22 protein-coding genes and 1 pseudogene are annotated in these 21,758 nt (G+C 67.7%); 6 read left to right on the top strand and 17 right to left on the bottom strand.

What is annotated here, in order from left to right; all coding sequences use genetic code 11:
• On the top strand, positions 1 to 261 hold a 261-nt coding region (locus tag HAV18_RS21955; RefSeq protein WP_208102058.1), incomplete at its 5' end, for a hypothetical protein.
• Positions 262 to 315: 54 nt separating this feature from the next.
• Here HAV18_RS21955 and HAV18_RS21950 read toward each other — a convergent pair.
• A complete protein-coding gene (locus HAV18_RS21950; RefSeq protein ID WP_166959701.1) occupies positions 316 to 1,317 on the bottom strand; it encodes an AraC family transcriptional regulator in 1,002 nt (333 codons plus the stop codon).
• 364 nt (positions 1,318 to 1,681) lie between these two features.
• On the opposite strand from HAV18_RS21950, the gene HAV18_RS21945 reads away from it, so the two are divergent.
• A complete protein-coding gene (locus HAV18_RS21945) occupies positions 1,682 to 2,221 on the top strand; it encodes a GNAT family N-acetyltransferase (RefSeq protein ID WP_166959698.1) in 540 nt (179 codons plus the stop codon).
• 75 nt (positions 2,222 to 2,296) lie between these two features.
• Here HAV18_RS21945 and HAV18_RS21940 read toward each other — a convergent pair whose 3' ends face one another.
• The 3 genes from HAV18_RS21940 to HAV18_RS21930 all read right to left on the bottom strand — a co-directional run bounded on the left by HAV18_RS21940 (position 2,297) and on the right by HAV18_RS21930 (position 3,126).
• Positions 2,297 to 2,518 carry a hypothetical protein gene (locus HAV18_RS21940; RefSeq protein WP_166959695.1) on the bottom strand — a complete coding sequence of 74 codons (222 nt, stop codon included), beginning with the start codon at positions 2,516 to 2,518 and terminating at the stop codon, positions 2,297 to 2,299.
• A gap of 86 nt (positions 2,519 to 2,604) precedes the next feature.
• Complete coding sequence (locus HAV18_RS21935; RefSeq protein WP_166959692.1) at positions 2,605 to 2,952, bottom strand: hypothetical protein; 348 nt, start codon at positions 2,950 to 2,952, stop codon at positions 2,605 to 2,607.
• A gap of 12 nt (positions 2,953 to 2,964) precedes the next feature.
• Positions 2,965 to 3,126 (bottom strand): hypothetical protein, encoded by a 162-nt coding sequence (locus HAV18_RS21930; protein WP_166959689.1) that lies wholly within the window; start codon positions 3,124 to 3,126, stop codon positions 2,965 to 2,967.
• 458 nt (positions 3,127 to 3,584) lie between these two features.
• Between HAV18_RS21930 and HAV18_RS21925 the strand changes: the two genes are divergently transcribed.
• Complete coding sequence (locus tag HAV18_RS21925; RefSeq protein ID WP_166959812.1) at positions 3,585 to 4,295, top strand: response regulator; 711 nt, start codon at positions 3,585 to 3,587, stop codon at positions 4,293 to 4,295.
• A gap of 150 nt (positions 4,296 to 4,445) precedes the next feature.
• Here the strand turns inward: HAV18_RS21925 and HAV18_RS21920 are convergent, their stop codons facing one another.
• The 10 genes and pseudogenes from HAV18_RS21920 to HAV18_RS21875 all read right to left on the bottom strand — a co-directional run bounded on the left by HAV18_RS21920 (position 4,446) and on the right by HAV18_RS21875 (position 13,864).
• On the bottom strand, positions 4,446 to 4,928 hold the full coding sequence (locus HAV18_RS21920) for a DUF1641 domain-containing protein (protein WP_166959686.1): 483 nt from the start codon (positions 4,926 to 4,928) through the stop codon (positions 4,446 to 4,448).
• A gap of 215 nt (positions 4,929 to 5,143) precedes the next feature.
• A complete protein-coding gene (locus HAV18_RS21915; RefSeq protein WP_208102057.1) occupies positions 5,144 to 6,322 on the bottom strand; it encodes a YncE family protein in 1,179 nt (392 codons plus the stop codon).
• Between the two features lie 61 nt (positions 6,323 to 6,383).
• Positions 6,384 to 7,196: a creatininase family protein gene (locus tag HAV18_RS21910; RefSeq protein ID WP_166959806.1), complete on the bottom strand. Its 813-nt coding sequence runs from the start codon at positions 7,194 to 7,196 to the stop codon at positions 6,384 to 6,386.
• Positions 7,197 to 7,427: 231 nt separating this feature from the next.
• Positions 7,428 to 7,826, bottom strand: a pseudogene (locus HAV18_RS21905) (RidA family protein).
• Positions 7,827 to 7,927: 101 nt separating this feature from the next.
• Positions 7,928 to 8,704 (bottom strand): benzoate diol dehydrogenase BenD, encoded by a 777-nt coding sequence (benD, locus tag HAV18_RS21900; RefSeq protein WP_166959683.1) that lies wholly within the window; start codon positions 8,702 to 8,704, stop codon positions 7,928 to 7,930.
• Positions 8,701 to 9,723: a benzoate 1,2-dioxygenase electron transfer component BenC gene (gene benC, locus HAV18_RS21895; RefSeq protein WP_166959680.1), complete on the bottom strand. Its 1,023-nt coding sequence runs from the start codon at positions 9,721 to 9,723 to the stop codon at positions 8,701 to 8,703. Before benC ends, benD begins: the two co-directional genes overlap by 4 nt.
• A 45-nt stretch (positions 9,724 to 9,768) precedes the next feature.
• Entirely contained in the window at positions 9,769 to 10,257 is a 489-nt protein-coding gene (gene benB, locus HAV18_RS21890) for a benzoate 1,2-dioxygenase small subunit (RefSeq protein WP_166959677.1), read from the bottom strand.
• Entirely contained in the window at positions 10,254 to 11,612 is a 1,359-nt protein-coding gene (locus HAV18_RS21885; RefSeq protein ID WP_166959674.1) for a Rieske 2Fe-2S domain-containing protein, read from the bottom strand. Before HAV18_RS21885 ends, benB begins: the two co-directional genes overlap by 4 nt.
• Before the next feature lie 113 nt (positions 11,613 to 11,725).
• The gene (gene catA / locus HAV18_RS21880; protein ID WP_166959671.1) at positions 11,726 to 12,670 is read right to left on the bottom strand and encodes a catechol 1,2-dioxygenase; all 945 of its coding nucleotides are present in this window, start codon (positions 12,668 to 12,670) and stop codon (positions 11,726 to 11,728) included.
• 57 nt (positions 12,671 to 12,727) lie between these two features.
• Positions 12,728 to 13,864, bottom strand: coding sequence for a muconate/chloromuconate family cycloisomerase (locus HAV18_RS21875; protein ID WP_166959668.1), 1,137 nt, complete (start codon positions 13,862 to 13,864; stop codon positions 12,728 to 12,730).
• A 686-nt stretch (positions 13,865 to 14,550) separates the two neighbouring features.
• Between HAV18_RS21875 and HAV18_RS21870 the strand changes: the two genes are divergently transcribed.
• The 3 genes from HAV18_RS21870 to HAV18_RS21860 all read left to right on the top strand — a co-directional run bounded on the left by HAV18_RS21870 (position 14,551) and on the right by HAV18_RS21860 (position 18,484).
• Positions 14,551 to 16,023 carry a benzaldehyde dehydrogenase gene (locus tag HAV18_RS21870; RefSeq protein WP_166959665.1) on the top strand — a complete coding sequence of 491 codons (1,473 nt, stop codon included), beginning with the start codon at positions 14,551 to 14,553 and terminating at the stop codon, positions 16,021 to 16,023.
• A 14-nt stretch (positions 16,024 to 16,037) separates the two neighbouring features.
• A complete protein-coding gene (locus tag HAV18_RS21865; protein ID WP_166959662.1) occupies positions 16,038 to 17,165 on the top strand; it encodes an NAD(P)-dependent alcohol dehydrogenase in 1,128 nt (375 codons plus the stop codon).
• A 143-nt stretch (positions 17,166 to 17,308) separates the two neighbouring features.
• Positions 17,309 to 18,484: a helix-turn-helix domain-containing protein gene (locus HAV18_RS21860; RefSeq protein ID WP_347814782.1), complete on the top strand. Its 1,176-nt coding sequence runs from the start codon at positions 17,309 to 17,311 to the stop codon at positions 18,482 to 18,484.
• A 371-nt stretch (positions 18,485 to 18,855) separates the two neighbouring features.
• Here HAV18_RS21860 and iaaH read toward each other — a convergent pair whose 3' ends face one another.
• The 3 genes from iaaH to HAV18_RS21845 all read right to left on the bottom strand — a co-directional run bounded on the left by iaaH (position 18,856) and on the right by HAV18_RS21845 (position 21,590).
• Entirely contained in the window at positions 18,856 to 20,343 is a 1,488-nt protein-coding gene (iaaH, locus tag HAV18_RS21855) for an indoleacetamide hydrolase (protein ID WP_166959655.1), read from the bottom strand.
• Positions 20,344 to 20,445: 102 nt separating this feature from the next.
• Entirely contained in the window at positions 20,446 to 21,159 is a 714-nt protein-coding gene (locus HAV18_RS21850; RefSeq protein ID WP_166959652.1) for a helix-turn-helix transcriptional regulator, read from the bottom strand.
• Positions 21,156 to 21,590, bottom strand: a complete 435-nt coding sequence (locus HAV18_RS21845; RefSeq protein ID WP_166959649.1) for a hypothetical protein — start codon at positions 21,588 to 21,590, stop codon at positions 21,156 to 21,158. Before HAV18_RS21845 ends, HAV18_RS21850 begins: the two co-directional genes overlap by 4 nt.
• Positions 21,591 to 21,758 lie beyond the last annotated feature (168 nt).

Genomic DNA, 21,758 nt, shown 5'->3' with positions numbered 1-21,758 from the left:
TTCGTCCGGCTGTTCGTCCGGCTGTTCGTCCGGCTGTTCGTCGGGCTGTTCGTCCGGCTGTTCGTCGAGTTGTTCGTCGCGCTGTTCGTCGGGCTGTTCGTCGGGCTGTTCGTCGGGCTGTTCGTCGCGCTATTCGTCGCGCTGTTCGTTGCGCTGTTCGTCGAGCTATTCGTCGCGCTGTCCGTCGCGCTGTCCGTCAAGCTGTTCGTCGCACCGGGCAACCATAGCGATGGGGCCGGCATCGAACCGTGCGCTGTCTAAGCGCTGAACCGTATGCGATGCATGAAACCGGCGCAGACGCCGCCTCCTTCGCACCTACTCCGCGTCGCCGGCCACACCGTCGTCCAATGCCACCGCATCGCGCGGGCCACCGAGCGACTGGCGCCGCCAGTCGCCGGGCGTCATGCCGGCCCAGCGCGTGAACACGCGGCGAAACGCCGCCACCGATTGATACCCGACGTCGGCCGACACGGCCTCCGCGCTGGCCGACGGCTGGCGCAGCGCATTCGCGGCGAGGCTCATCCGGATATCCGTCAGCAGATCCGCGGCCGAGTGCCCGAGCTTCGACTGGAAGTGGCGCATGAAGGTCGCGCGCGACATGCTGCACAGCGCGGCCAGTTCGGGCAGCGTCCACGGCTTCGCCGGATCGTCGAGCATCGCGACGATCGCGGGCGCAAGGCGCGGCTGGCCGGCCAGCGCCAGCAGGCCGGTCGGTGCCTGCCCCGAATCGCTGATTGCGCGCAGCGCGAGCGCGAACAGCGCCGCCGACAGCGCGTTCAGGATCGCGAGGCCGCCGAGCTGCTGCTCGAGCGACTCGGCGCGCATCAGCTCCACGAGGGCGGTCAGCCGCACGGTGGCGGCCAGCGCGTCCGGCGTGCGGCTATCCGCCACCGCGCGCACGACGAGATCGGCCGGCAGGTGGCGCCGGATCAGCCGGTCGTGCGGCGGCGCAACCACGAACCGCCCGCACAGCATGTCCAGCCGCTCGCCGGTGCCCGCGTTCTCGCCGATGAAGACGTGACCGCCGGGCCGCTTGACCGCCGGCACCGGCGGCAACCCGCTGCCGTCGTGCAGCACGTGCGGGGAACCGTGCGGCAGCAGCACGAGATCGCCGCCGCCGAGTTCGCGCACCGTGCCATCGTCGGGATTCTCGAGGATCGCGCGGCCGCGCAGCACCACGTGATACGGGATCTCGCACGCAGGCGATCGTTCATACGTGACCGCCCACGGCGCGCCGAACGCGCAGCGGATTTCGAGCTTCCCGGTAACCGTGACGAGCGCCATGAAGCGGCTCAGCCAGTCGGATTCGCGTGTCATGTCGAGTGGTGAAGGCACATCGGGAGTGCGGCGCATACCGCATGAAACTCCGATTATCGCGCGGTAAGCCGATGCAATCGCGCAGGTTTGCTGCTCGATGTCGTCGATGCGCCAGCGCCACTCCCGGCCGCCGGACGCGCCGCCCGTCCCGGCAAGCGTTTTGCTATCATTCCGGCTCCCTGTCTTGCCGCATTGGACATGCCCGCTCGCAGCGTGTCGCCGTCACGTGCCGTCGATCGCACGCCGCCGCTCGCCGAGCAACATCGCCACCCGATCTGCCAACGGGTGCGTGAACGGGTCCCAACCAGCGCGGCATCGACATGTTGACGTCCAGGCCGTTCCCCCCTTCTTTCCGGAAACCACAATGCCGCCTGTCTCATCCCCACCCGTTCTCGACACGCCGCGCCTCATCCTCGAAGGCCATCCGCTCGGCGACTTCGATGCGCTCACCACGATGTGGGCCGAGCCGAAGGTCGTCGAGCACATCTTCAATGGCGAGCCGTCCGCGCCGCGCGACTCGTGGATGCGCATGCTCGCGTATCGCGGGCTGTGGCCGCTGCTCGGCTATGGCTACTGGGCGATTCGCGAGAAGGCGTCGGGCCGCTATGTCGGAGATCTCGGCTTCGCCGATTTCCACCGGCTCATCGAGCCGTCGATTCGCGGCGTGCCGGAAGCCGGCTGGGCCCTCGCGACCTGGGCGCACGGCAAAGGGTACGCGACCGAGGCGCTCGCGGCCGCGCTCGCATGGCTCGACGGACAACAGCAGTTCGAGCGCAGCGTGTGCGTGATCGCGCCGACCAACGTCGCGTCGATCCGTGTCGCGGAGAAAGCCGGTTATGGCGAGCCGATAGGGATCCGGTTCAACGACACCGACTCATTGCTGTTTTCGCGCGCGAGCCGGTAGGCTGGACGGCGTACCGGTCAACCGGTTATCGCGGGCGTGCCGCATCGGCTTGCTGCACAGATGCTTCACCCCCGCTCACTCCATGACCGCTTCATAAAGACTGGTAAAGAGCCCGTTGTCCATCGGCCAGCAGTTGCCACAGTCATCAATCAATATCCAGTCGCCCGGCTTCACCGGGCGCCAGCCTTCCGGGGTAGCGACCGCCCGTCCGCCTTGACGGTTCGCCACCCGGTCATGATCGCCATCGGCGAACCATCGTGTTGCATCGACATAACTGATGCGCTTTCGAAATCGCATACCGCCACCGAAACGTTGAGACCTGACAGGCACGTCCAAAGACCCGTCCGCGTATTGAGCATGAGCCCCGCGAGGGGCCGTGAAATTCATGCGGGCCAGGAAGGCGATCGGGACGCCATGGCTCCCGCCCCGGGCGACAGCGACTGAGACGCCAGCGCCTTCGTCGCCAGCCGGGTTTCGTAAAGCGCCTGCCAGCCCTCGGCGACGAGCGCTTCCAGCGTTTCCCGTGCGGCGGTGGAGATTCGCAAATCGGTTTCCTGCATTCTGCCGATCGCCAGGCGAACCTCGTCCGGTTGATCGGGTACCAGCGTCATCAGGAACTTCGAACGCGTTTCTGCGGCCCGGACGGCTTCGCTCCAGTCGGCACGGGCGACCGCGACTTCGATCGCGTTCGTGAGTGAATCGAGATTCTGGATGATTTCAAGCGGTATCATTTCGTATTCCTATCAGAACATCGTGCCGTTTTCCTGAAAGGCCAGGGCCAGCACGATGTCAACACCGATCCGCACGCGTTCGACACCAGCAGCGGTGCGCCGAATGGGGATGACCGAGGGGCAACGGCGCGCGATCGGTGGCCGCCTTCGTCGATGAAAGCCCTTTGAAATCATGCGGAAACCAGTGTGCGGCACGCTCGCGAATCAGTTGCGACGATTGTAGGGAGCCCCGCGCCGCCGAGTAGGTAATATTTTGTAATGATATGTGGAGTAACCTTTACCGGGCTTGGGTCTGGCGGCGTGTGCGACGCCCCGCGTGCGCACTCATTTCGCAAACGTTTTCGCGCGACCGAAACGTCGCCCGGCATCCCTGCCGGTTGCGCGCCGGATATCGCTCCGAGCCCGTTCACCCGTCGTCGCGTCGTTCGACGACGACACGACTCCGCACCTTCATGCATCCGCTTCTTGGCACGGCGGCGAAGCGGTGCATGCAGACGGGCTCACCGACCGATGCATATTTCGCCACATTCCGCCGGAATGTTTCTCAGTATCATGCGCCTCTCTTCGGCTGCCCCATGTTCGGACCGGGCCTGAGCGCTCGCCACTTTCCTGTTTCACCCCCTCGTTTAGCGATGCCCATCCGAATCCTGCTCGTCGAAGACGACGTCCATCTGTCCTCGCTGATCGCAGACTATCTGCGCATGCATCAGTACGAGGTGGACACCCTGTTCGACGGCACCGACGCCGTGTCCACGATCGTCGCGCGTCGCCCGGACCTGGTGCTGCTCGACATCAACCTGCCGGGCAAGGACGGCTTCGAGATTTGCCGCGAAGCACGCCTGCAGTACGACGGCATCGTCATCATGATGACGGCCCGCAACGAACAGTTCGACGAGTTGCTCGGCCTGGAATTCGGCGCGGACGACTTTCTCCGCAAGCCGGTCGAGCCGCGCATTCTGCTCGCGCGGATCAAGGCCCACCTGCGACGGATGCGCGTGCGCCCGGCCGACAGCGCGCCGGCATCGCCCCAGCGATTCGAGTTCGGCAAGTTCTCGATCGACCGGGCGGATCGCAAGATTCGCCTTCCCGACGGTAGCGCGCCGCGCCTGACTTCAACCGAATTCGACCTGCTGTGGGCGCTGGTCTGCCGCGCCGGCGAGGTGGTCAGCCGGGAAGACCTGACGCAGCTGATGCGCGGCATCGAGTTCGACGGCTTCGACCGCTCGATCGACGGCCGCATCTCGAAGCTGCGCCGCAAGCTGCGTGACGACTTGACCGAACCGAAGCGAATCAAGACGATCCGCTGCAAGGGCTATCAGTTCAGCAAGCACGCGTGGGAATGACGTGCTGCATCACATGCAGCCTGTCGCGGCACACGACCGCGCGACCGCTCGCATTGACCGGCTGCTCGCCGACGATTGTGCGTGCACGGCCCCCACGACCTTTGCCGCTCGGGTTCGTGCACGTCGATGCCGACACGCCACCGGACACCGTCACGAGCCGTTCGTCTTCTCGCCGGGCGCGGTGATGGGCGTCTCCGGATCGCGCGCAAGCCCTTGCGCGAACACCTTCAATCCTTCGAGCAACGGCGTCAACGCGTCCCACAGCGCTTCGTCGTGCAGCAGCCGGTAGGCGCCGCGCACGCCGGGAGCGACATGCTCGTGCTGCGCCGGCTGCCACGCGCCGACGTGGTGCAGCGCGTCGGCGGCTGCGAACACCGCCTTGCCGAACTGCTCGGGTGGAATGCGCGACAGCGCCATCAGCAGCACCGCGAGATTCTGCATGCCGCTCTGCATGCCCGGCTTGTCGAGCGCATCGACGAACGTGTCGGCCAGCCGCGCATTCGCGCTGACGACCTCGCTCGCCAGATGCAGGAATCCATGCCGGTGCAGGCTGCCGAGCAAGTGCTCGAGCGCGTCGTGCGCACCGGGCTCAGCATGCGGCGGCGTCGTGTCGGGGGACTGACGTTCGGTCATCGGCTTTCTCCGGTTGGGGCGCCGCGCGGCCGCCGCGACGGTTGCCGCGCGCGCCGGTTGCGTCTCGTTCGTCCGCCCCCGCGTGCCCGGCAGCAGCGGCCGCCATGCGCGGCAACGGGCCGGGCAGGCACGCGAACCGCGCGCCGTATTCATCGGCACGCCGTGCGGCCCGCCTGTCGAACGGCCGCGTCGACACGCGCCGGCCGGCCGCCGCCCTACCGCATGTTTCCGGTATGGCCCAGCGAATAGCGGCCCGGCTGCGGCCACACCGTCAGGCCGTGCGGCTCCATGCCGACGGGAATCGATCGAACCGCGCCGCTCGTGGTGTCGATGGCGTAGACGACATCATCGAAGCGGCCCGACAGCCACAGCGTCTTGCCGTCCGCGCTGACGTTGCCCATGTCGGGGCTGCCGCCACCGGGAATCGGCCAGGTCGCGACCACCTTGCGCGTCGCGAAATCGAGCACCGACACGCTGCCCTTGCCGTGGCGCGGCCCGTGGACGAGATTGGAGCCGCGATTCGCGATATAGAGCTTCGTGCCGTCGCGGCTCGGATACAACCCGTGCGTGCCGACACCTGTCGGGATGAAACCGGCCTTCGTGAAGCGGTCGCCATCGACGACGTATACACCGTCGGCCATCATGTCGGCGACATAGAACACCTTGCCGTCCGGCGACACGCGGATGTCCTGCGGCATCCCTTTCCGGTCCAGTTCGAGGTAGCCGATCACCTTGCGGTCCACCATGTCGATCTTCGCGAGCTTGCCGCCGAACTCGCACGTGAAGAGCGCATACCGGCCGTCGATCGAGAAGTCGGCATGGTTGATGCCCTTGCATTGCGGCACCTCGAGACTCGATTTCAGCGCCATCGTTTTCGGGTCGCGGAAGTCGAGCCGCGCATGTGCCTCGGCCACCACGATCGCATCCTTGCCGTCGGGCGTGAAATACATGTTGTACGGATCGTCGACGCTCACTTCCGGGCCGGGCTTGCCCGTCTTCGGATCGATCGGCGTCAGGCTGCCGTCGGTCCGTCCTTCCGCATTGTTGGCGACCCACAGCGTCTGCAGGTCCCACGCCGGCACGACGTGCTGCGGGCTGCGGCCGACGGCAAACCGGTCGACGACCTTGTACGTGGCCGGGTCGATCACATACACGTCGTTCGATCGCAGGTTCGGCACATAGATGCGCGGCAACGCGCCCGACACCGCCGCGCTCATGCGGCCGGCCTGGGCCTCGCTGTACAGGTTGTCGGGGTGGATGACGGGCGGCATGCCGGGTACGGCCGCGACGGCGGACGCCGCGATCGCACCATGCGCGCCGAAACCGGCCAGCACTGCCGCGATGACGATCGCGGGACGGGGGAAGCGGATGTGACGGGCAAAGCGCAGTGGCATGACGATGTCCCGGTTCGATTGAATGGAACGACGGCAAAAGTGGCGCGGTGGCGCGGTTGCGTCAACGGCCGGCGACTTCCTTTCTGATCGCGTCGACGGTGCGCGCCACGATGGCGTCGGTGCCCAGCCGGCCGAGTTCGACGCTCGCATGACGCGGATCGCCGCCGTAAACGCCGTCGACGGCGCCGGGCTTCGCGGCATTGCGCAGCTTGTCGACCCTGACCATGCGCGGCGCGACCGCCAGTAGCAGCGACGTATCGGCCAGCCCCGCATGCGTGCCGATATCCGTGGCCGGCACACCGTGCTCGCGCAGGATCTGGTCGTAACCGTCGGAACTGGTGCCGTAATACTCGGCCGGCACGAACGCGCGCGCACCCGTGCCGGCCCAAGACTTGTTGAGCCGGGCTACCGACTGCCTGATGTCATTCTGGTAGCCGCCGTGGTCGCCGAGAAACACGATGTTCGTGAAGCCATGAACCCGGAAGCTGTTGGCGGCGGATTCGAGGGTCTTTTCGAAGACGTCGTCGGGCACGGTGATCGTGCCCGGAAAGCGCATGTGCGACGTCGGCGGCGCATAGCCGCCCTCGGGCACATAGGCAATGACGGGCGCGACGATCGCGTTGCCGAGGCCTTCCGCGATCCGCTCGGACAGTACCCCGACCCGCGCGTTGTGCTTGCCCAGGGCGACGTACGGCCCGCTTTGCTCGGTGCCGCCGATCGGAATCAGGATGGTGGTCTTGCCGGCCCGGATGCTGTCGCGCAGTTCGGTCCAGGTCAGGTCTTCGAGCCGCACCGTTGCGGGCACCTGGGCGAGCGCGGCTTGCGCGACGGTGAAAGCGAGGGCGGCGAAGATGGCGCGTGGCAGGCATTTCATCGCGGATTCTCGGCGGAAGGAAAGAGACGATGCTGCGTTCCCTCGCACCATAAACGAACTCGCGTGACTTGTCGCTGACGGCGGAGCAACGATGCACGCTCGAGCTCGCGAGAAAGCATTTCGTCAGGATTGCGCGGTGGATTGCGAAGTCTCCCGCTCCATTTCAGCCCGCGACGAGTCGATTCGATGCGTGGAATGCGGCTCCTCGCGCCCGCCTCCCGTCAACGCGCATCACGCCTGCAACACCGCCACTGCCTTGATCTCGACGATATAACCTGGCGCGCCGCCCAGCATGTGCGCACCGACCGCCGTCCACGCGGGCTTCGGATGTGCGTCGAGGTAGCGGTCGCGCACCTGCATGAACACCGGCAGGTCGCGCATGTCGGTATGGAAGGTCGTCAGGTCGACCACGTCGTTGAACGATGCGCCGGCAGCCTCCAGCACGGCCTTCAGATTTTCGAACGCCTGCACGATCTGTGCTTAACGGCCTTCGACGAGCTGCATCGCCGCATCGCGGCCGATCTGGCCGGATACGTACAGCGTATCGCCGACCTTCAGGCCGGGCGCGTAGCCGATCTTCTCGTACACCGCTTCCATTCCCGCCGGAACGATGGCTTTTCGATCACGCATGACGGTCTCCGTGGCCGGCGTCTTCGCGCCGGCCGGTTGGTTGGTGGGTTGGTTGTCGATGAACATCTCGAACACGGGCAAGCGGCGTCGCGGCATGCCGCTCAACCCGTATCGCCGCCCGCGACCGGCAGCACCGTGCCGGTGATGTAGCTTGCCTCGTCGGACGCGAGGAACAGGATCGGCGCGATCTGTTCGTCGAGGCTGCCGTAGCGCTTGAAGTACGTCGAGTCGGTCACCTGCCGTACGGCCTCCCCCATCCATGCCTGTTCCTGCGCGCTGTCGCCGGCCGCATTGCGCGGCACGCGGCGCGGCGGCGCACTGGTGCCGCCCGGTGCGGTGGCCACGACACGGATGTTGTGCGCCGCGTATTCCATCGCGAGCGCCGACGTCAGCGCGTTGACGCCGCCTTTCGCCGCCGAGTACGGCACCCGGCGGATGCCGCGTGTCGCGTTCGACGAGATGTTGACGATCGTGCCGCCGCCGCGCGCGAGCAGGTGCGGCAGCACCGCGTGACAGGTATAGAGCGTCGGCATCAGTGAACGACGGATTTCCGCATCGATCTGCGCCGGTTCGAATTCGGCGAACGGGCGCATGCGAATCGCGCCGCCGACGCCGTTGATCAGGATGTCGATGCCGCCGAACGTCTGCACCGCGTACGCAATCGCCGCGTGCGCGCCTTCGTAGGTTTCGAGATCGGCGACGAAGCCTGCCGTCTCGCAGCCCGTCACCTCGGTCGCCACCTCGGTGACGAAATCCGCGCGATCGACGAACAGCACCCTGCCGCCCTCGGCCGCCGCGCGCAGCGCGACGCCTCGGCCGATGCCCTGCGCCGCGCCGGTGACGACGACGACCTTGCCGGAGAATCGTTGCATGGTCATGCCGCCTTTGCCGTGACGTTGGGGGTGAACTTCTCGTAGTGGAAGCTGTTCGGCTTCACGCCTTCGTCGTCGAAATACTTGCGCACCGCGTCGACCATCGGCGGCGGCCCGCACAGATACACGTCGACGTCACCGTCGTTCAGCGCATCGGCCGGGATGTGCTGCGTGACCCAGCCCTTGCGCGGATGGCTCGACTCCGCATCCGCGATGACCGTCGCGAAACTGAAGTTCGGCAGCTTCGCCGCGTAGGCTTCGATCGCGTCGACCAGCACGAGGTCAAGATCGCGCGTCACGCCGTAGATCAGGTGCACCTTCTGCTGCGACCCGGTGCGCGCGAGCACCTCGAGCATCGACAGGAACGGCGCGAGCCCCGTGCCGCCCGCGAGGAACAGCAGCGGCCGCTGCACGTCGCGCAGGTAGAAGCTGCCGAGCGGCCCGTGCAGTTCCAGCGTGTCGCCGGGCTGCGCCGATTCGAGCCACGTGCTCATCACGCCGCCCGGGATCTTCTTGATCAGGAAGCTGACCTTCGCGTCGGCCGGCGCCGACGAGAACGAATAGGAGCGATGCTGGCCGCTCGCCGGCACGTCGATGTTCACGTACTGGCCCGGCAGGAACACGGGTGCTGCCGCGCCGACGTCGAGTTCGAGCACGACGGCCGCATCGTTGTGCTGCTCGACCTTCGTCACCGTGGCGGCGAACCCGCTCTGGCCCGTCTTGCACGCGACCGACGACGTCGGTACCGCGATCACGCAATCGCTTTGCGGCACCATCTGGCACGTCAGCACGAGGCCGCCGTCCTTTTCATCCTCGGTGAGCGCATCGTCGATGTAGTCGTCGCCGAGGTCGTAGCGGCCGCTTTCGGCGCGGCACTTGCAGGTGCCGCACACGCCGTCGGAGCAATCCATCGGCAGGTTGATCTTCGCGCGGAAGGCCGCGTCGAGAACCTTCTCGCCGGCCTTGCAGTCGATGAAGCGGGTTACCCCGTCCTCGAAATTCAGTGCAATCGTGTAGCTGGACATGGCGTCGCCTCCACTTCCTTTTCTTTCATGACGGAACAACGGGCATCAGACGTGATACACGTCGAGCACCTGCCGGATGTAGTCGTTCTTCAGCACGATCTTCTTGTGCGAAATCAGCAGCGCATCGCCTGTGCGGCGCATCGTGACGAACATCGTGCCGAAGAAGTGATCGGTCACGCGGTAACGGTGGTTCAGCGTGTGGAAGTTGTAGCGCACGTCCACTTCGCTGTCGCGCTCGGCCAGCACCTCGACGTTCGTCACGTTGTGGCTGGTACGCGGCTCGGGCGTCGATGCGCCGCTGCGCTCGGTCTTGATCCGGAACACGCGATCCTCGAGGCCGCCGCGATCCGGGTAGTACATCAGCGAGATCTGGCTCTGGTGATCCTCGGTCGGCCGATCGTCGTCGTCCCACGCGGGCATCCAGTACGTGACGTCCTCCGTGTAGCAGGTCAGCCACTCGTCCCACTGGCGATCGTCGAGCAGGCGCGCTTCGCGATACAGCGCCGCGCAAATGGTCCGGTAATCGAAGCTCATGCTGCCACCTCCCCGCGTTCCTTCTTCAGCGCATCGCGCATCACCTGCACCCAGTGTTCGTGCTGGCACACGAACAGCCCTTCGTCCTCGCTGCGCTCGCCCGAGATGCGCGGGTTCAGCCCCATCTTCCTTGCGTTGTCGTCCGGCCCGTCGACCCACAGCGGCGCGCCGCGCGACAGGTCGTTCCACATCGCCGTGATGCCCGCATAACCGGCCTGGCAGGCGCGAAACTCTTCGAGATCGTCGGCGGTGCCCATGCCCGTCACGTTGAAGAAATCCTCGTACTGGCGGATGCGGACCGTACGGTCGGTTTCGCTCTCGCCCTTCGGCGCGAAGCAGAAGATCGTGACTTCGGTCTTGTCGACGCCGAGCGGCCGCACCACGCGAATCTGCGTGCTGAACTGGTCCATCAGGAACACGTTCGGGTACACGCACAGGTTGCGCGTCTGGTTCACGATGAAATCGGCCTGCACGTCGCCGACGCGTGCCTTGATTTCATCGCGATGCTGGTACACGGGCCGCACTTCCGGGTTCATCGTCTGCGTCCACAGCAGGATGTGGCCGTGGTCGAACCCGTACACGCCCGCGACCGACTTGCTCCAGCTGTTCGCGTCGACGGCCTTGGTGCCGTCTTCCTTGCGCCGGCCCATCGTCGCCGCGTAGTTCCAGTGCACGGTGCTCACGTGGTAGCCGTCGCAGCCGTTTTCCATCTGCATCTTCCAGTTGCCTTCGTAGATGTAGGAGGAGTTGCCGCGCAGCACTTCGAGCCCGTTCGGCGCCTGGTCGACGATCTGGTCGATGATCACGCGCGCCTCGCCGAGATAGTCCTCGAGCGGCAGCACGTCGGCGCTGAGGCTGCCGAACAGGAAGCCGCGATAGTTCGCGAAGCGCGCGACCTTCTTCAGGTCGTGCGAGCCGTGCGTGTTGAACTGCACCGGATACTCGGTCGTCTTTTCGTCCTTCACCTTCAGCAGCTTGCCGGTGTTCGAGAAGGTCCAGCCGTGGAACGGGCACGTGAAGCTGCCCTTGTTGCCGTGCTTGCGGCGGCACAGCATCGCGCCCTTGTGCGCGCAGGCATTGATGACCGCGTGCAGCTCGCCGGTCTTGTCGCGCGTGATCACGATCGGCTGGCGGCCGATCCACGTCGTGTAGTAGTCGTTGTTGTCCGGAACCTGGCTTTCGTGCGCCAGGTACACCCAGTTGCTTTCGAAGATGTGCTTCATCTCGAGCTCGTACAGCTCGGCGTTCGTGAAGATGTCGCGGCGGCAGCGGAATACGCCGGCCTCCTTGTCGTCCTGCACGGCAGTGGCGAGCAGGTGATCCAGGTCGTTGGCTTGGTCGATCGTGGCGGACATGTTGGCTCCTCCCATGCGCGTGCCGCGTCCTGCAAGCACGCTCGCATCGGTTTCGGTTGAATCTCGCGGGAACCCGGCCGGCGGCGGCGCATGCGCGCCGCGCCGTCAGGCGGTTACGCCGTCGCGGCTGCGCGCGGGCGGTGGACGATCTGGTTGTCCTTGCCCTGCACCAGCGGCGTCAGCACGAAGTTGAACTCGATGTCCTGGTACGCATCGGCCTTCATGCCGAGCGCCGCGCCGCCGGTCTTCCCGACCACGGGCGGGATCAGCTCCTCGCGCGTCGCATACGCGAAGTCATCCCAGATCAGCGGATCGCCGTCGATGTTGAACTGCGTCGTCAGCTTGCGGTGATCGTGGCTGTCGACGAAGAAGTGCACGTGCGCCGGGCGGTTGCCGTGGCGGCCGAGGCCGTTCAGCAGTTGCTGCGTCGCGCCCTGCGGCGGGCAGCCATAGCCGACCGGCATCAGCGTGCGGAATTCGTACTTGCCGTCGGCGCCCGTCTTCACCGCGCCGCGCAGGTTGAAGTCGGTCTGCGCGCCGGTCGGGTCGAAGTGCGAATAGAAGCCCTTCGAGTTCGCGTGCCAGCATTCGACCAGGGCACCCGCGACCGGCTTGCCGTCGAGGTCCGTGACCGTGCCGTGGATCACGAGCGGACCCGCGCCTTCGTCCGCGTCGAGGTCGATCTTCGCGACGCCGTCGCGCACCGGCGCGCCGGCCACATACAGCGGCCCTTCGATCGTGCGCGGCGTGCCGCCGTCGAGGCCGACCGCCTTGTCCGCGGCGTCCATCCGGATGTCGAGATACTTCTCAAGGCCGAGGCCGGCCGCGAGCAGCGCTGCTTCGCCATCCTGACCAAGCTTGTTCAGGTAGTTGACGCCGGCCCACACTTCGTCGGGCGTGATGTCGAGATCGTCGATCGCCTTGAACAGGTCGCCGAGCAGGCGCAGCACGACCTGCTGCGTCCGCGCGTTGCCGCCCTTCGTGCTGTCCGCGCCCGCGTTCGACGCGGCCTTCAGCAGGTCCTGCACTTCCCGGGTTTCGAAAACTTTGACGCTCATGATGGTGTCTCCACGTGTATTTGGGGGGAATGACGGCCTTTGCCTGGCTCGGGTTATCTATCGCGCGACTTTCGTCAGCCCGTCGCGGGTGAAACGCCTGACCTTGTCCTCGTCGAGTTCGATGCCGAGGCCCGGGCCGTCCGGCACGGTCAGTTCGAAGTCGCTGTAATCCAGCGGCTGCGTCAGGATCTCTTCGGTGATCAGCAGCGGCCCGAACAGTTCGGTGCCCCACTGCAGGTTCGCGAAACTCGCGAACAGGTGCGCGGAGGCGACCGTGCTGAACGCGCCTTCGAGCATCGTGCCGCCGTACAGTTCGATGCCGGCCGCATCCGCGATCGCGGCCACGCGCTGCGCGGCGAACAGGCCGCCGCTCTGTTCGATCTTGATCGCGAACACGTCCGCGCCGTGATGCTTCGCGATGTCGAATGCGCTGTCGGGGCCTTGCAGGATTTCATCGGCCATCAGCGCGACCGGGAAGCGGCGCATCAGGCGCGCCAGCGCCGCGGCCGAGGCCACCGGCTGCTCGACCAGTTCGCAACCGGCATCGGCCAGCGCCGGAATCGCGCGCGCGGCCTGCGTTTCGCTCCACGCCATGTTCACGTCGACGCGCACCGACGCGCGATCGCCGACCGCCTTCTTGATCTCGGCCACGTGCCGGATATCCATCTCCGGCGACTTCGCGCCGATCTTCAGCTTGAATACGTTGTGGCGGCGCAGGTCGAGCATCCGCTCGGCTTCGGCGATGTCGGTGGACGTATCGCCCGACGCGAGCGTCCACGCGACCGGCAGGCGATCGCGCCGGCGGCCGCCGAGCAGCTCGCTCACCGGCACGCCGAGCCGCTTGCCGTGCGCGTCGAGCAGCGCGGTTTCGAGCGCACTCTTCGCGAAGTGGTTGACCTTCGCGAGCTTGCCGAGGAACGCCATCAGCGTCTGGATGCGCGTCGCATCGCGGCCGACGATCGCCGGCGCGAGATACGTGTCGATCGCCAGCTTCATCGCTTCCGGGCTTTCCGGGCCATACGCCATGCCGGCGATCGTCGTGCCTTCGCCGAGGCCCGTCACGCCGTCGCTGCAGAACACCTTCACGAGCATCAGCGTCTGGCCGTGCATCGTGGCCACCGACAGCTTGTGCGGACGGATCGTCGGCAGATCGACGAGGCGGGTTTCGATGCGTTCGATGGTGACGGAGGACATGGGGCACGCTGCGTGTGGGGAGTTCATGGGACGGATTTATACGCGCCGCTCAAATGCACCGTCCAATACTTTTGGGCGCGATTTTCGATACCTTGCAGGTATTGAAATAAGGCTGGATATGCGAAATATTGCGATGCGCCATACCTGATTTGGCTAGGCATACGAGCCAGAAGGCTTGATGGCACGGGGGCGCGGGCGCTCGGGCCGCTGCTGGCGCGGGGGCGTGTCGCGGCGGCTCCCCGAGCAGGGGAATCCGGCCGAAATCCGCGGCCCGCCGGGAGGGGATCAGGGTTTTCCTGATGGAACGACGGCGTGGCTGGCCTTCCGGATTGCGACTTCGACTTCAACTTCAACTTCAACTTCGGTGAAGGATCGGAAGGAAGTCGGTACGCGGATATCGACGCCCCGCCCGTTCGTGCGGCGACACCCGCTGTTTCGCTCGCCGGCGCGCGTCCCTGGCGTCTCTGTCGCCGTGAGGGCGGAAACGACACGCCGTTCGCCCGGCGGTATCGGCGTGTTCAGTTTCCGCACACGTCGACGCGTGCCCCCACCGACCGGCGCGGGCGCGGCGGGTGGGAACAAACCCGGATAGCTCCGCTTCCTCGCGGCCGCCTACCCTCGCGCGCATGCCGGTCGGGACGATGCAAGGCCCGATCCGGCGGGTCGGAATTTCCTCAGGAGCGTACATGGATAGCAGCAGCAACACGGCACTGTTCGACGCCGACGTCTGGCACGGCAAGACTTTCAACGGACGCTGGCACGCCAGCCCGCACGCGGCCGACGTGATCGAACCCGCGACCGGCAACACGCTCGGCCGCCTCGGCCTCGCGGACGGCGCGGCGGTGGCCGACGCGGCAGCCGCCGCGCATCGCGCGCAGCCGGCGTGGTTCGGCCTGCCGTACGACGAGCGCGCGGCCGTCCTGCGCCGCGCGGCGGCCGTCGCGGAAACGCACTTCGATTCGATCGTCGACTGGCTCGTGCGCGAAAGCGGATCGACGCGCGCGAAAGCGTCGTTCGAAACGTCCGTCACGATCAAGGCGCTGCACGAGGCGGCGGGGTTGCCGTCGCGCGCGGCCGGCGAAGTGCTGCCGTCGGCGGCCGGCCGGCTGTCGCTTGCGCGGCGGCGCCCGCGCGGCGTCGTTGGCGTGATCTCGCCGTTCAACTTCCCGCTGTACCTCGCGATGCGCGCGGTCGCGCCGGCGCTCGCACTGGGCAACGCGGTCGTGCTGAAGCCCGATCCGCGTACCGCCGTGTGCGGCGGCGTCGCGATCGCCCGCGTGTTCGAGCTCGCCGGCCTGCCGGAAGGCGTGCTGCACGTCCTGCCCGGCGACGGCGCGGCCGGCGCCGCGCTGGTTGCCGATCCGAACATCGCGATGATCCAGTTCACCGGTTCCACCGCGGCGGGGCGCAAGGTCGGCGAAGCCGCCGGCCGCCACCTGAAGAAGGTGTCGCTCGAGCTCGGCGGCAAGAACTCGCTGATCGTGCTCGACGACGCCGACCTCGAGCGCGCCGTCGCCAATACCGCGTGGGGCGCGTATCTGCATCAAGGCCAGATCTGCATGGCAACCGGCCGCGTGCTCGTGCAGCGCGGCATTCACGACCGCTTCGTCGCGAAGCTCGTCGAGAAAGCCAGAAGCCTGCGCGTCGGCGATCCCGCGAGCGCGGACGTCGGCCTCGGGCCGCTGATCAATGCCGCACAGCTCGACCATGCGGCGAGCCTGGTGGACGCGGCCCGTCGCGCGGGCGCGCGCGTCGAGACGGGCGGCGGCCATCGCGACCTGTTCTTCGAGCCGACCGTGCTGAGCGGCGTCGGGCCGGGCAATCCGGCGTTCGAGGAGGAGATTTTCGGGCCGGTCGCGGTCGTCGTGCCGTTCGATACGGACGAGGACGCCATCGCGCTCGCGAACCGCACCGAATACGGTCTGTCGATGGCGATCCTGTCCGCCGACGTCGGCCGGGCGCTCCGGATCGGCGAGCGCCTGAACACCGGGCTGCTGCACATCAACGACCAGACGGTCAACGACGAAGTGATCAACCCGTTCGGCGGCGTCGGTGCATCGGGCAACGGCTCGAGCATCGGCGGCGCGGCAAACTGGGAGGAGTTCACGCAGTGGCAGTGGCTGACGATCAAGGGCGAAGCGCCGCTGTATCCGATTTGACAAGGAGACCGAACATGTACACCGAAAACGATACACGCGTCGTCACCGCGGCCGTCGCGCGTGCGGCCGGCGCGCCCTTCTCGATCGAATCCGCCCGCCTGCGCGCGCCGCGCGGCGACGAGGTGCGGGTGCGCGTCGTCGCGACGGGCCTGTGCCACACCGACCTGATCGTGCGCGACCAGTACTACCCGGTGCCGCTGCCGGCCGTGCTCGGTCACGAGGGCGCCGGTGTGGTCGAGGCGGTCGGCCCGAACGTGACGACGCTCGCCGCGGGCGATCACGTGGTGCTCACCTACGGTGCGTGCGGCCACTGCCCGTCCTGTGTCGGCGGTCACGGCGCGTATTGCCGGCACTTCTTCGGGCTGAATTTCGGCGGCGCCGACGCCGACGGACAGACCGCGATCCGCGACGAACACGGGCAGCCGCTGCACGATCATTTCTTCGCGCAGTCGTCGTTCGCCAGCTATGCACTCGCGCGCGAGAACAACGCGATCAAGGTGCCGCCGGAAGCGCCGCTCGAACTGCTCGGGCCGCTCGGCTGCGGGATCCAGACCGGCGCCGGCGCGGTGATCCATTCGCTCGCAGTGCGCCCGGGCAGCAGCTTCGCGAGTTTCGGCGCGGGCGCAGTCGGCATGAGCGCCGTGATGGCCGCGCGCGTCGCCGGCGCGACGACCATCATCGCTGTCGACATCGTGCCGTCGCGGCTCGCGCTGGCGCTGGAGCTCGGCGCGACGCACACGATCAACAGCAAGGAAGTCGATGTCGTCGACGCGATCCGCGCGATCACCGGCGGCGGCGTCGACTTCGCACTCGAATCGACCGGACTGCCCGCCGTGCTGTCGCAAGGGATCGAAGCGCTCGGCTCGCGCGGCACGATGGGCGTGGTCGGCGCGCCGAAGCTCGGGACGAAGGCGGAATTCGACGTCAACAACCTGCTGCTCGGCGGCCGCACGATCCGCGGCATCGTCGAAGGCGACAGCGTGCCGCAGACGTTCATTCCTCAGCTCGTCCAGTTGCATCTGCAAGGGCGGTTTCCGTTCGACCGGCTGGTGAAGTTCTATCCGCTCGAACAGATCAACCAGGCCGCGGAGGACAGCAGCAGCGGCATCACGCTCAAGCCGATCCTGCGTTTGCCGCATTGAGCGCGGGGGCGCCGCCCGGCGACACGCGGCGGCGCCCCTTCGGGAAAATACCCCGCTTCGGGCACCGGGCTATATTACGCATTCGCGCGACACACCGCGCCGGTACGCCCGGCCCGGACCTTCGACCCTCAATGGAGCGCAGCGTGAACACGGCACCCGAATCCCCCTCGCGGCCGGTCGACCTCGACCTGGTCCGGCTCCGCGCCCGCTTCGCGGCGGGCGAGCCGCTGCCGGAAACGGCGTTGCCGGCCGGCGTCGCACGCTCGTGGCTGCGTTCGCGCGACGCCGGGCTCCGGCCGTGGCAAACCGCCCGCTACGAAATGCAGCGCGAACTCGACGCGTCGCGCGCGGACCGGCGGCTGACCCGCTGCGTCGCGCAGGAGATCGAGCAGCTGTGGGCCGCGTTCGGCGGCAGCGAGTGGACGATCTTCTGCGTCAATCCGCGCGGCACGATCGTCCACGCGCGACGCAGCCCGCATTGCGACGACACGCTGCTGACGCCGATCGTCGCCGGGCGCCGGATCGTCGAGCCGAACATCGGCACGACCGCACCGAGCTGCGTGATCCACGACGGCACCGAGGCAGTCGTCGCGGGCGCCCAGCACTATCTCGACGAATTGTCGCGCGTGTTCTGTCTCGCGGTGCCGCTGGTCGGTTTCGACGGGGAAGTGATCGGCGCGCTGGACATCACCGGCATCGGCCGGCGCAATGTCGTGCAGTTGCGCGAGCGGTTCCGGCATGCGGCGCTGTCCGCCGAGCAGCGGCTGTATGCGATGCTGCGCGACTGCCATCTGCTGCAGGTGCAGTACGATCCGCGCTGGCTCGGCACGCCGCTCGCGGGCGTCGTCGCACTCGACGAGGCGGGCCGCGTGCGCGCGGCGAGCCGGCTCGCGCGGCAGATGCTCGAACTCGCGCCAGCCGGGCCGATCGAACCACACGATCTCCGACAACTCTTTCCCGGCGCGACGCCGGCGCAGCAGCGTCGTTTGCTGATACCGGCGCGTACACCGCAGCGGATCGCGCGCGACGACGGCAGTCACGTCTGGGTGCGGGCCGTGCGCGCGCCGCTCGATCGGGCGACGATGCGGCGGCAATCCGATGCGCTGGAAGACGCCGCCGACGTGTGCAGCACGGCACCGGCCGCCAGCCCGCAGGCAAGCCTGCACGAGCAGTCGCTCGACGCGATCCGCCGTGCGGTCGACGAGCACGACGGCAATGTGTCGGCCGCTGCGCGGCAACTGGGCATCTCGCGCACCACGCTGTATGCGAAGCTCAGGCAACTCGATGCAGCGGGAATCACGAACGCCGGCGCGCCTTGATACTGCGTGCAGCGATGGCGCCTGCGCCACCGCCCGCCTCTCATGCGGCCGCAACGTGAACCACGCGATCCCGACCGCGACCGCGCCGCCCCCACCGCCCAAGGTGCCGATCCACCGCAGTTCGGCGTCAGGGGAATCCACCGGTCGTGCATGCGGGCCGGCTTCGCGGCGAGCACCGCCGGCTTCGGCGATTCAGCCGCCGCCACGTCCACGTCCCCGGCGCGGCGACACGGCGGCGCGGCAGCATGGCGGTTCGGCGGTTCGGCGACACGGCGACACGGCGGCTCGGCGGCTCGGCGGCTCCGCGACACGGCGGCTCGGCGGCCCGGCGGCCCGGCGGCCCGGCGGCCCGGCGGCCCGGCGGCATGGTGTCAGCCCGGGTACCCGGCCAGCTTGCCCTCGACCCCAAATCCGTCGTCCGGCAGCGGCAGCCGCCCGAGCACCCGCTCGACCTCCAGCGCAACCGCGATGAGTTCGCGATCGGTGTCGGCCGCCCCGTCCAGTGCGAGGCCGACCGGCAGCCCGGTTGCCGTCAGGCCGGCCGGGACGGTCATGCCCGGTACACCCGCATTGCTGCCCGGCTCGGTGTTCCGGATGTAGGTCGAGAACACCGAGGCCGGCTCGCCGTTGAGCATCATCGTGTCGCCCGACGGGATCGGGCACGCGGTCGCGATCGTGGTCGGAAAGACCAGCGCATCGGCACCGCTGTCGGCGAGGCACTGCCGGTACGCCGCACGCGAACGCGTACGCCGGTCGAGCGCGGTGCGATAAGCCGCTTCGCCGATACCGCCGGGGCCGGTGATATGGCGGGCGATCTGCGCGACGTCCGGGCTTCCGACGTTCGCGACGATGTCGTCGACCGACAGATCGTAGCCGTTCTCGACCAGATACGCGTGCATCGACGAACTGAATTCGTACATCGCGATAATGGCCGGCTCGTCGTCGAAGAACCCCGGATAGTCATTCAGGTCGAGGTCGACGCACTCGAATCCCGCCTGCTCCAGCTTTGCCACCGCGGCATTCGCCACCGCGTCGACATCCGGCGCGAGGCCGCGCCAGAACGTCGTGCGCGGGACCGCCAGGCGCACGGGGCGCGTCGTGCTGCGGGTCGGCATCGACGTCGGCGCGCCGGTGCCGGTGCCGGTGCCGGTGCCGGTGCCGGTGCCGGACAGAATCGCGTCGAGCAGCGCGATGTCCTCGACCGACCGCGCGATCGGGCCGACGGTGTCGCGCGTGCGCGAAATCGGCGCCACGCCGCCCGACGGGTAGCGCCCCACGGTCGGCCGCAGGCCGACGGCGCCGCACAACGCGGCCGGAATCCGCACCGAGCCGCCGGTGTCCGTGCCGAGCGCGGCGGGCACCACGCCCGCGCCGACCAGCGCGCCCGAGCCGCTGCTGCTGCCGCCCGGAATCCGGTTGAAGTCGTACGGGTTGCGTACCGCGCCGGTGACGCGATTGTTGCCCGACACGCCGAATGCCAGCTCGTGCAGGTTGGCCTTGCCGGCGATCAGCGCCCCGTTCGCCAGCAGCCGCGCCACGACCGGCGCATGCTGCGGCGGCACGCGGTTGTGCAGCGCCAGCGTACCGTTGCCGGTCGGCAGGCAGGCGGTGTCGATGTTGTCCTTGATCGCGATCGGCAGGCCCAGCAGCGCGTGCGGGGCGGCCGACGTCGCGAGGTCGCGGTCGCAGCGGGCCGCTTCGGCGAGCAGACGCGCATCGTCGACGCACGTGAAGCCGTTCAGGTAGCGCCAGCGTGCGTGCCGCTCGATCAACGCGTACGCGTATTCGACACAGGAAAATTCCCGGCGCAGGATCGCGTTCCGGGCTTCGGTGAGCGTCAGGGGTCCAAGGGTGGGCATCGTCGTCGTTCCTCGTCACGGGGGATCGTCACAAGGTAGGATGCGCCGATTTTGACGCCCATCATCACAATGGATGACCCCGGCCGACGGCTGCGCAGCCGGTCACGCCAATGCGGCCGCCAGGCTCGCGCGGTTGGCGACACCCTTCTTCGCCATCACGCGCCGCAGATGCGTGCGGACCGTCGACAGCCCGATACCGAGCGTGCGCGCGACGTCCTTGTCGGTATAACCGGCGGCGACGAGCCGCGCGACGTCGCTCTCGCGATCGGTCAGCCCGGCGCACGCGTGGCGCCGCCGCAGCAGCGCGCGCCGGAAAAACGGTTCGATGCCGTTCAGCAGCAGCTTGTCGCGTTCGGTGAAATCGGGCCGCCCTTGCGCGCGCCAGATGCGCAGGTCGCCCACGTGGGTCGCGCCGTCGAACGCGTAGACGTTGATGCCGTGGTGCATGCCGTCGCGGCACAGGAAATCGTTGTAGAACTCGGTTTGTTCCAGCTCGCGCCGGCTCACCACCTCGTCGACGCAGGTCGCCACGCGGCGCGCGCGCAATTGCGACGTGACCGGGTCGATATGCTGGAACCACGCTTCGTACCGTGCGATCTGCAACGGATCGACGTTGTACGAGAACCCGTTGCACCACAGGCCGGTCTGTTCGTCGCAATCGAACGACGCGGCGAAATCCGCGCGCATCAGTTGCGTGATCGCGGGCAGCACGACCGTCCTCACGTCGACGACCGGCCCCAGTTCCTCGAGGCGGGAGACGATGTCGCCGAACAGCCGGAGTTCCTCCGGCGTGATATCGGATACGGAAAGGTTCATGACGCCGCCGCGACCGACGCCTGCCATTGCGCGGCCACGGCGGCGTAATTCCTGACCTTGAAAGCGGAGCCGTCGTAGACATGGACCCAGCCGAGCGTGCGCTCGGCCAGCGGCTTGTCATCGTTGTCCGTCGCGATCTTGACGATCGCATGCGCGCGGATATGCACGAGACCGTCCGGATAGTCGGACGACGGGTTCGCCAGCGTCACGGTCACGAACGGGCCGAGATCCTGAAGGAGCCGGGCGGCCGGCGGATGGTCGGCCATCAGCAACGACCCGCCCTTCACGCGGTCGTCCACGCGGATGGCCATGCCGCCCGGCCGCCTCTGCGCGGCGCTCGGCAGCGACATCCACAGCACGTGGTGCGGGTTGAGATAGACCTCATCGGGGTCGCCCATCGCGTCGCGGGTTTCAATCCGGGCTATCGGCATGCAGGGTCTCCAGTCGAATATCGGGCACCGCGTGCGGGTGCCGCGGCACCATGATGATGCCGCATTATGTCGGCTTTCCGAATGTATTCCGGCGAAGGGTGCGGCCGCCCGTGGCAGGGTCGCCGGGCCACGCGCACGTTACTGCTTGGCCGGTGCGCCGATGCCGTC

This window comes from Burkholderia sp. D-99 (assembly GCF_011605345.1).
Classification (GTDB): Bacteria; Pseudomonadota; Gammaproteobacteria; order Burkholderiales; family Burkholderiaceae; genus Burkholderia.
This window is presented reverse-complemented; position numbering and strand designations above follow the sequence as displayed.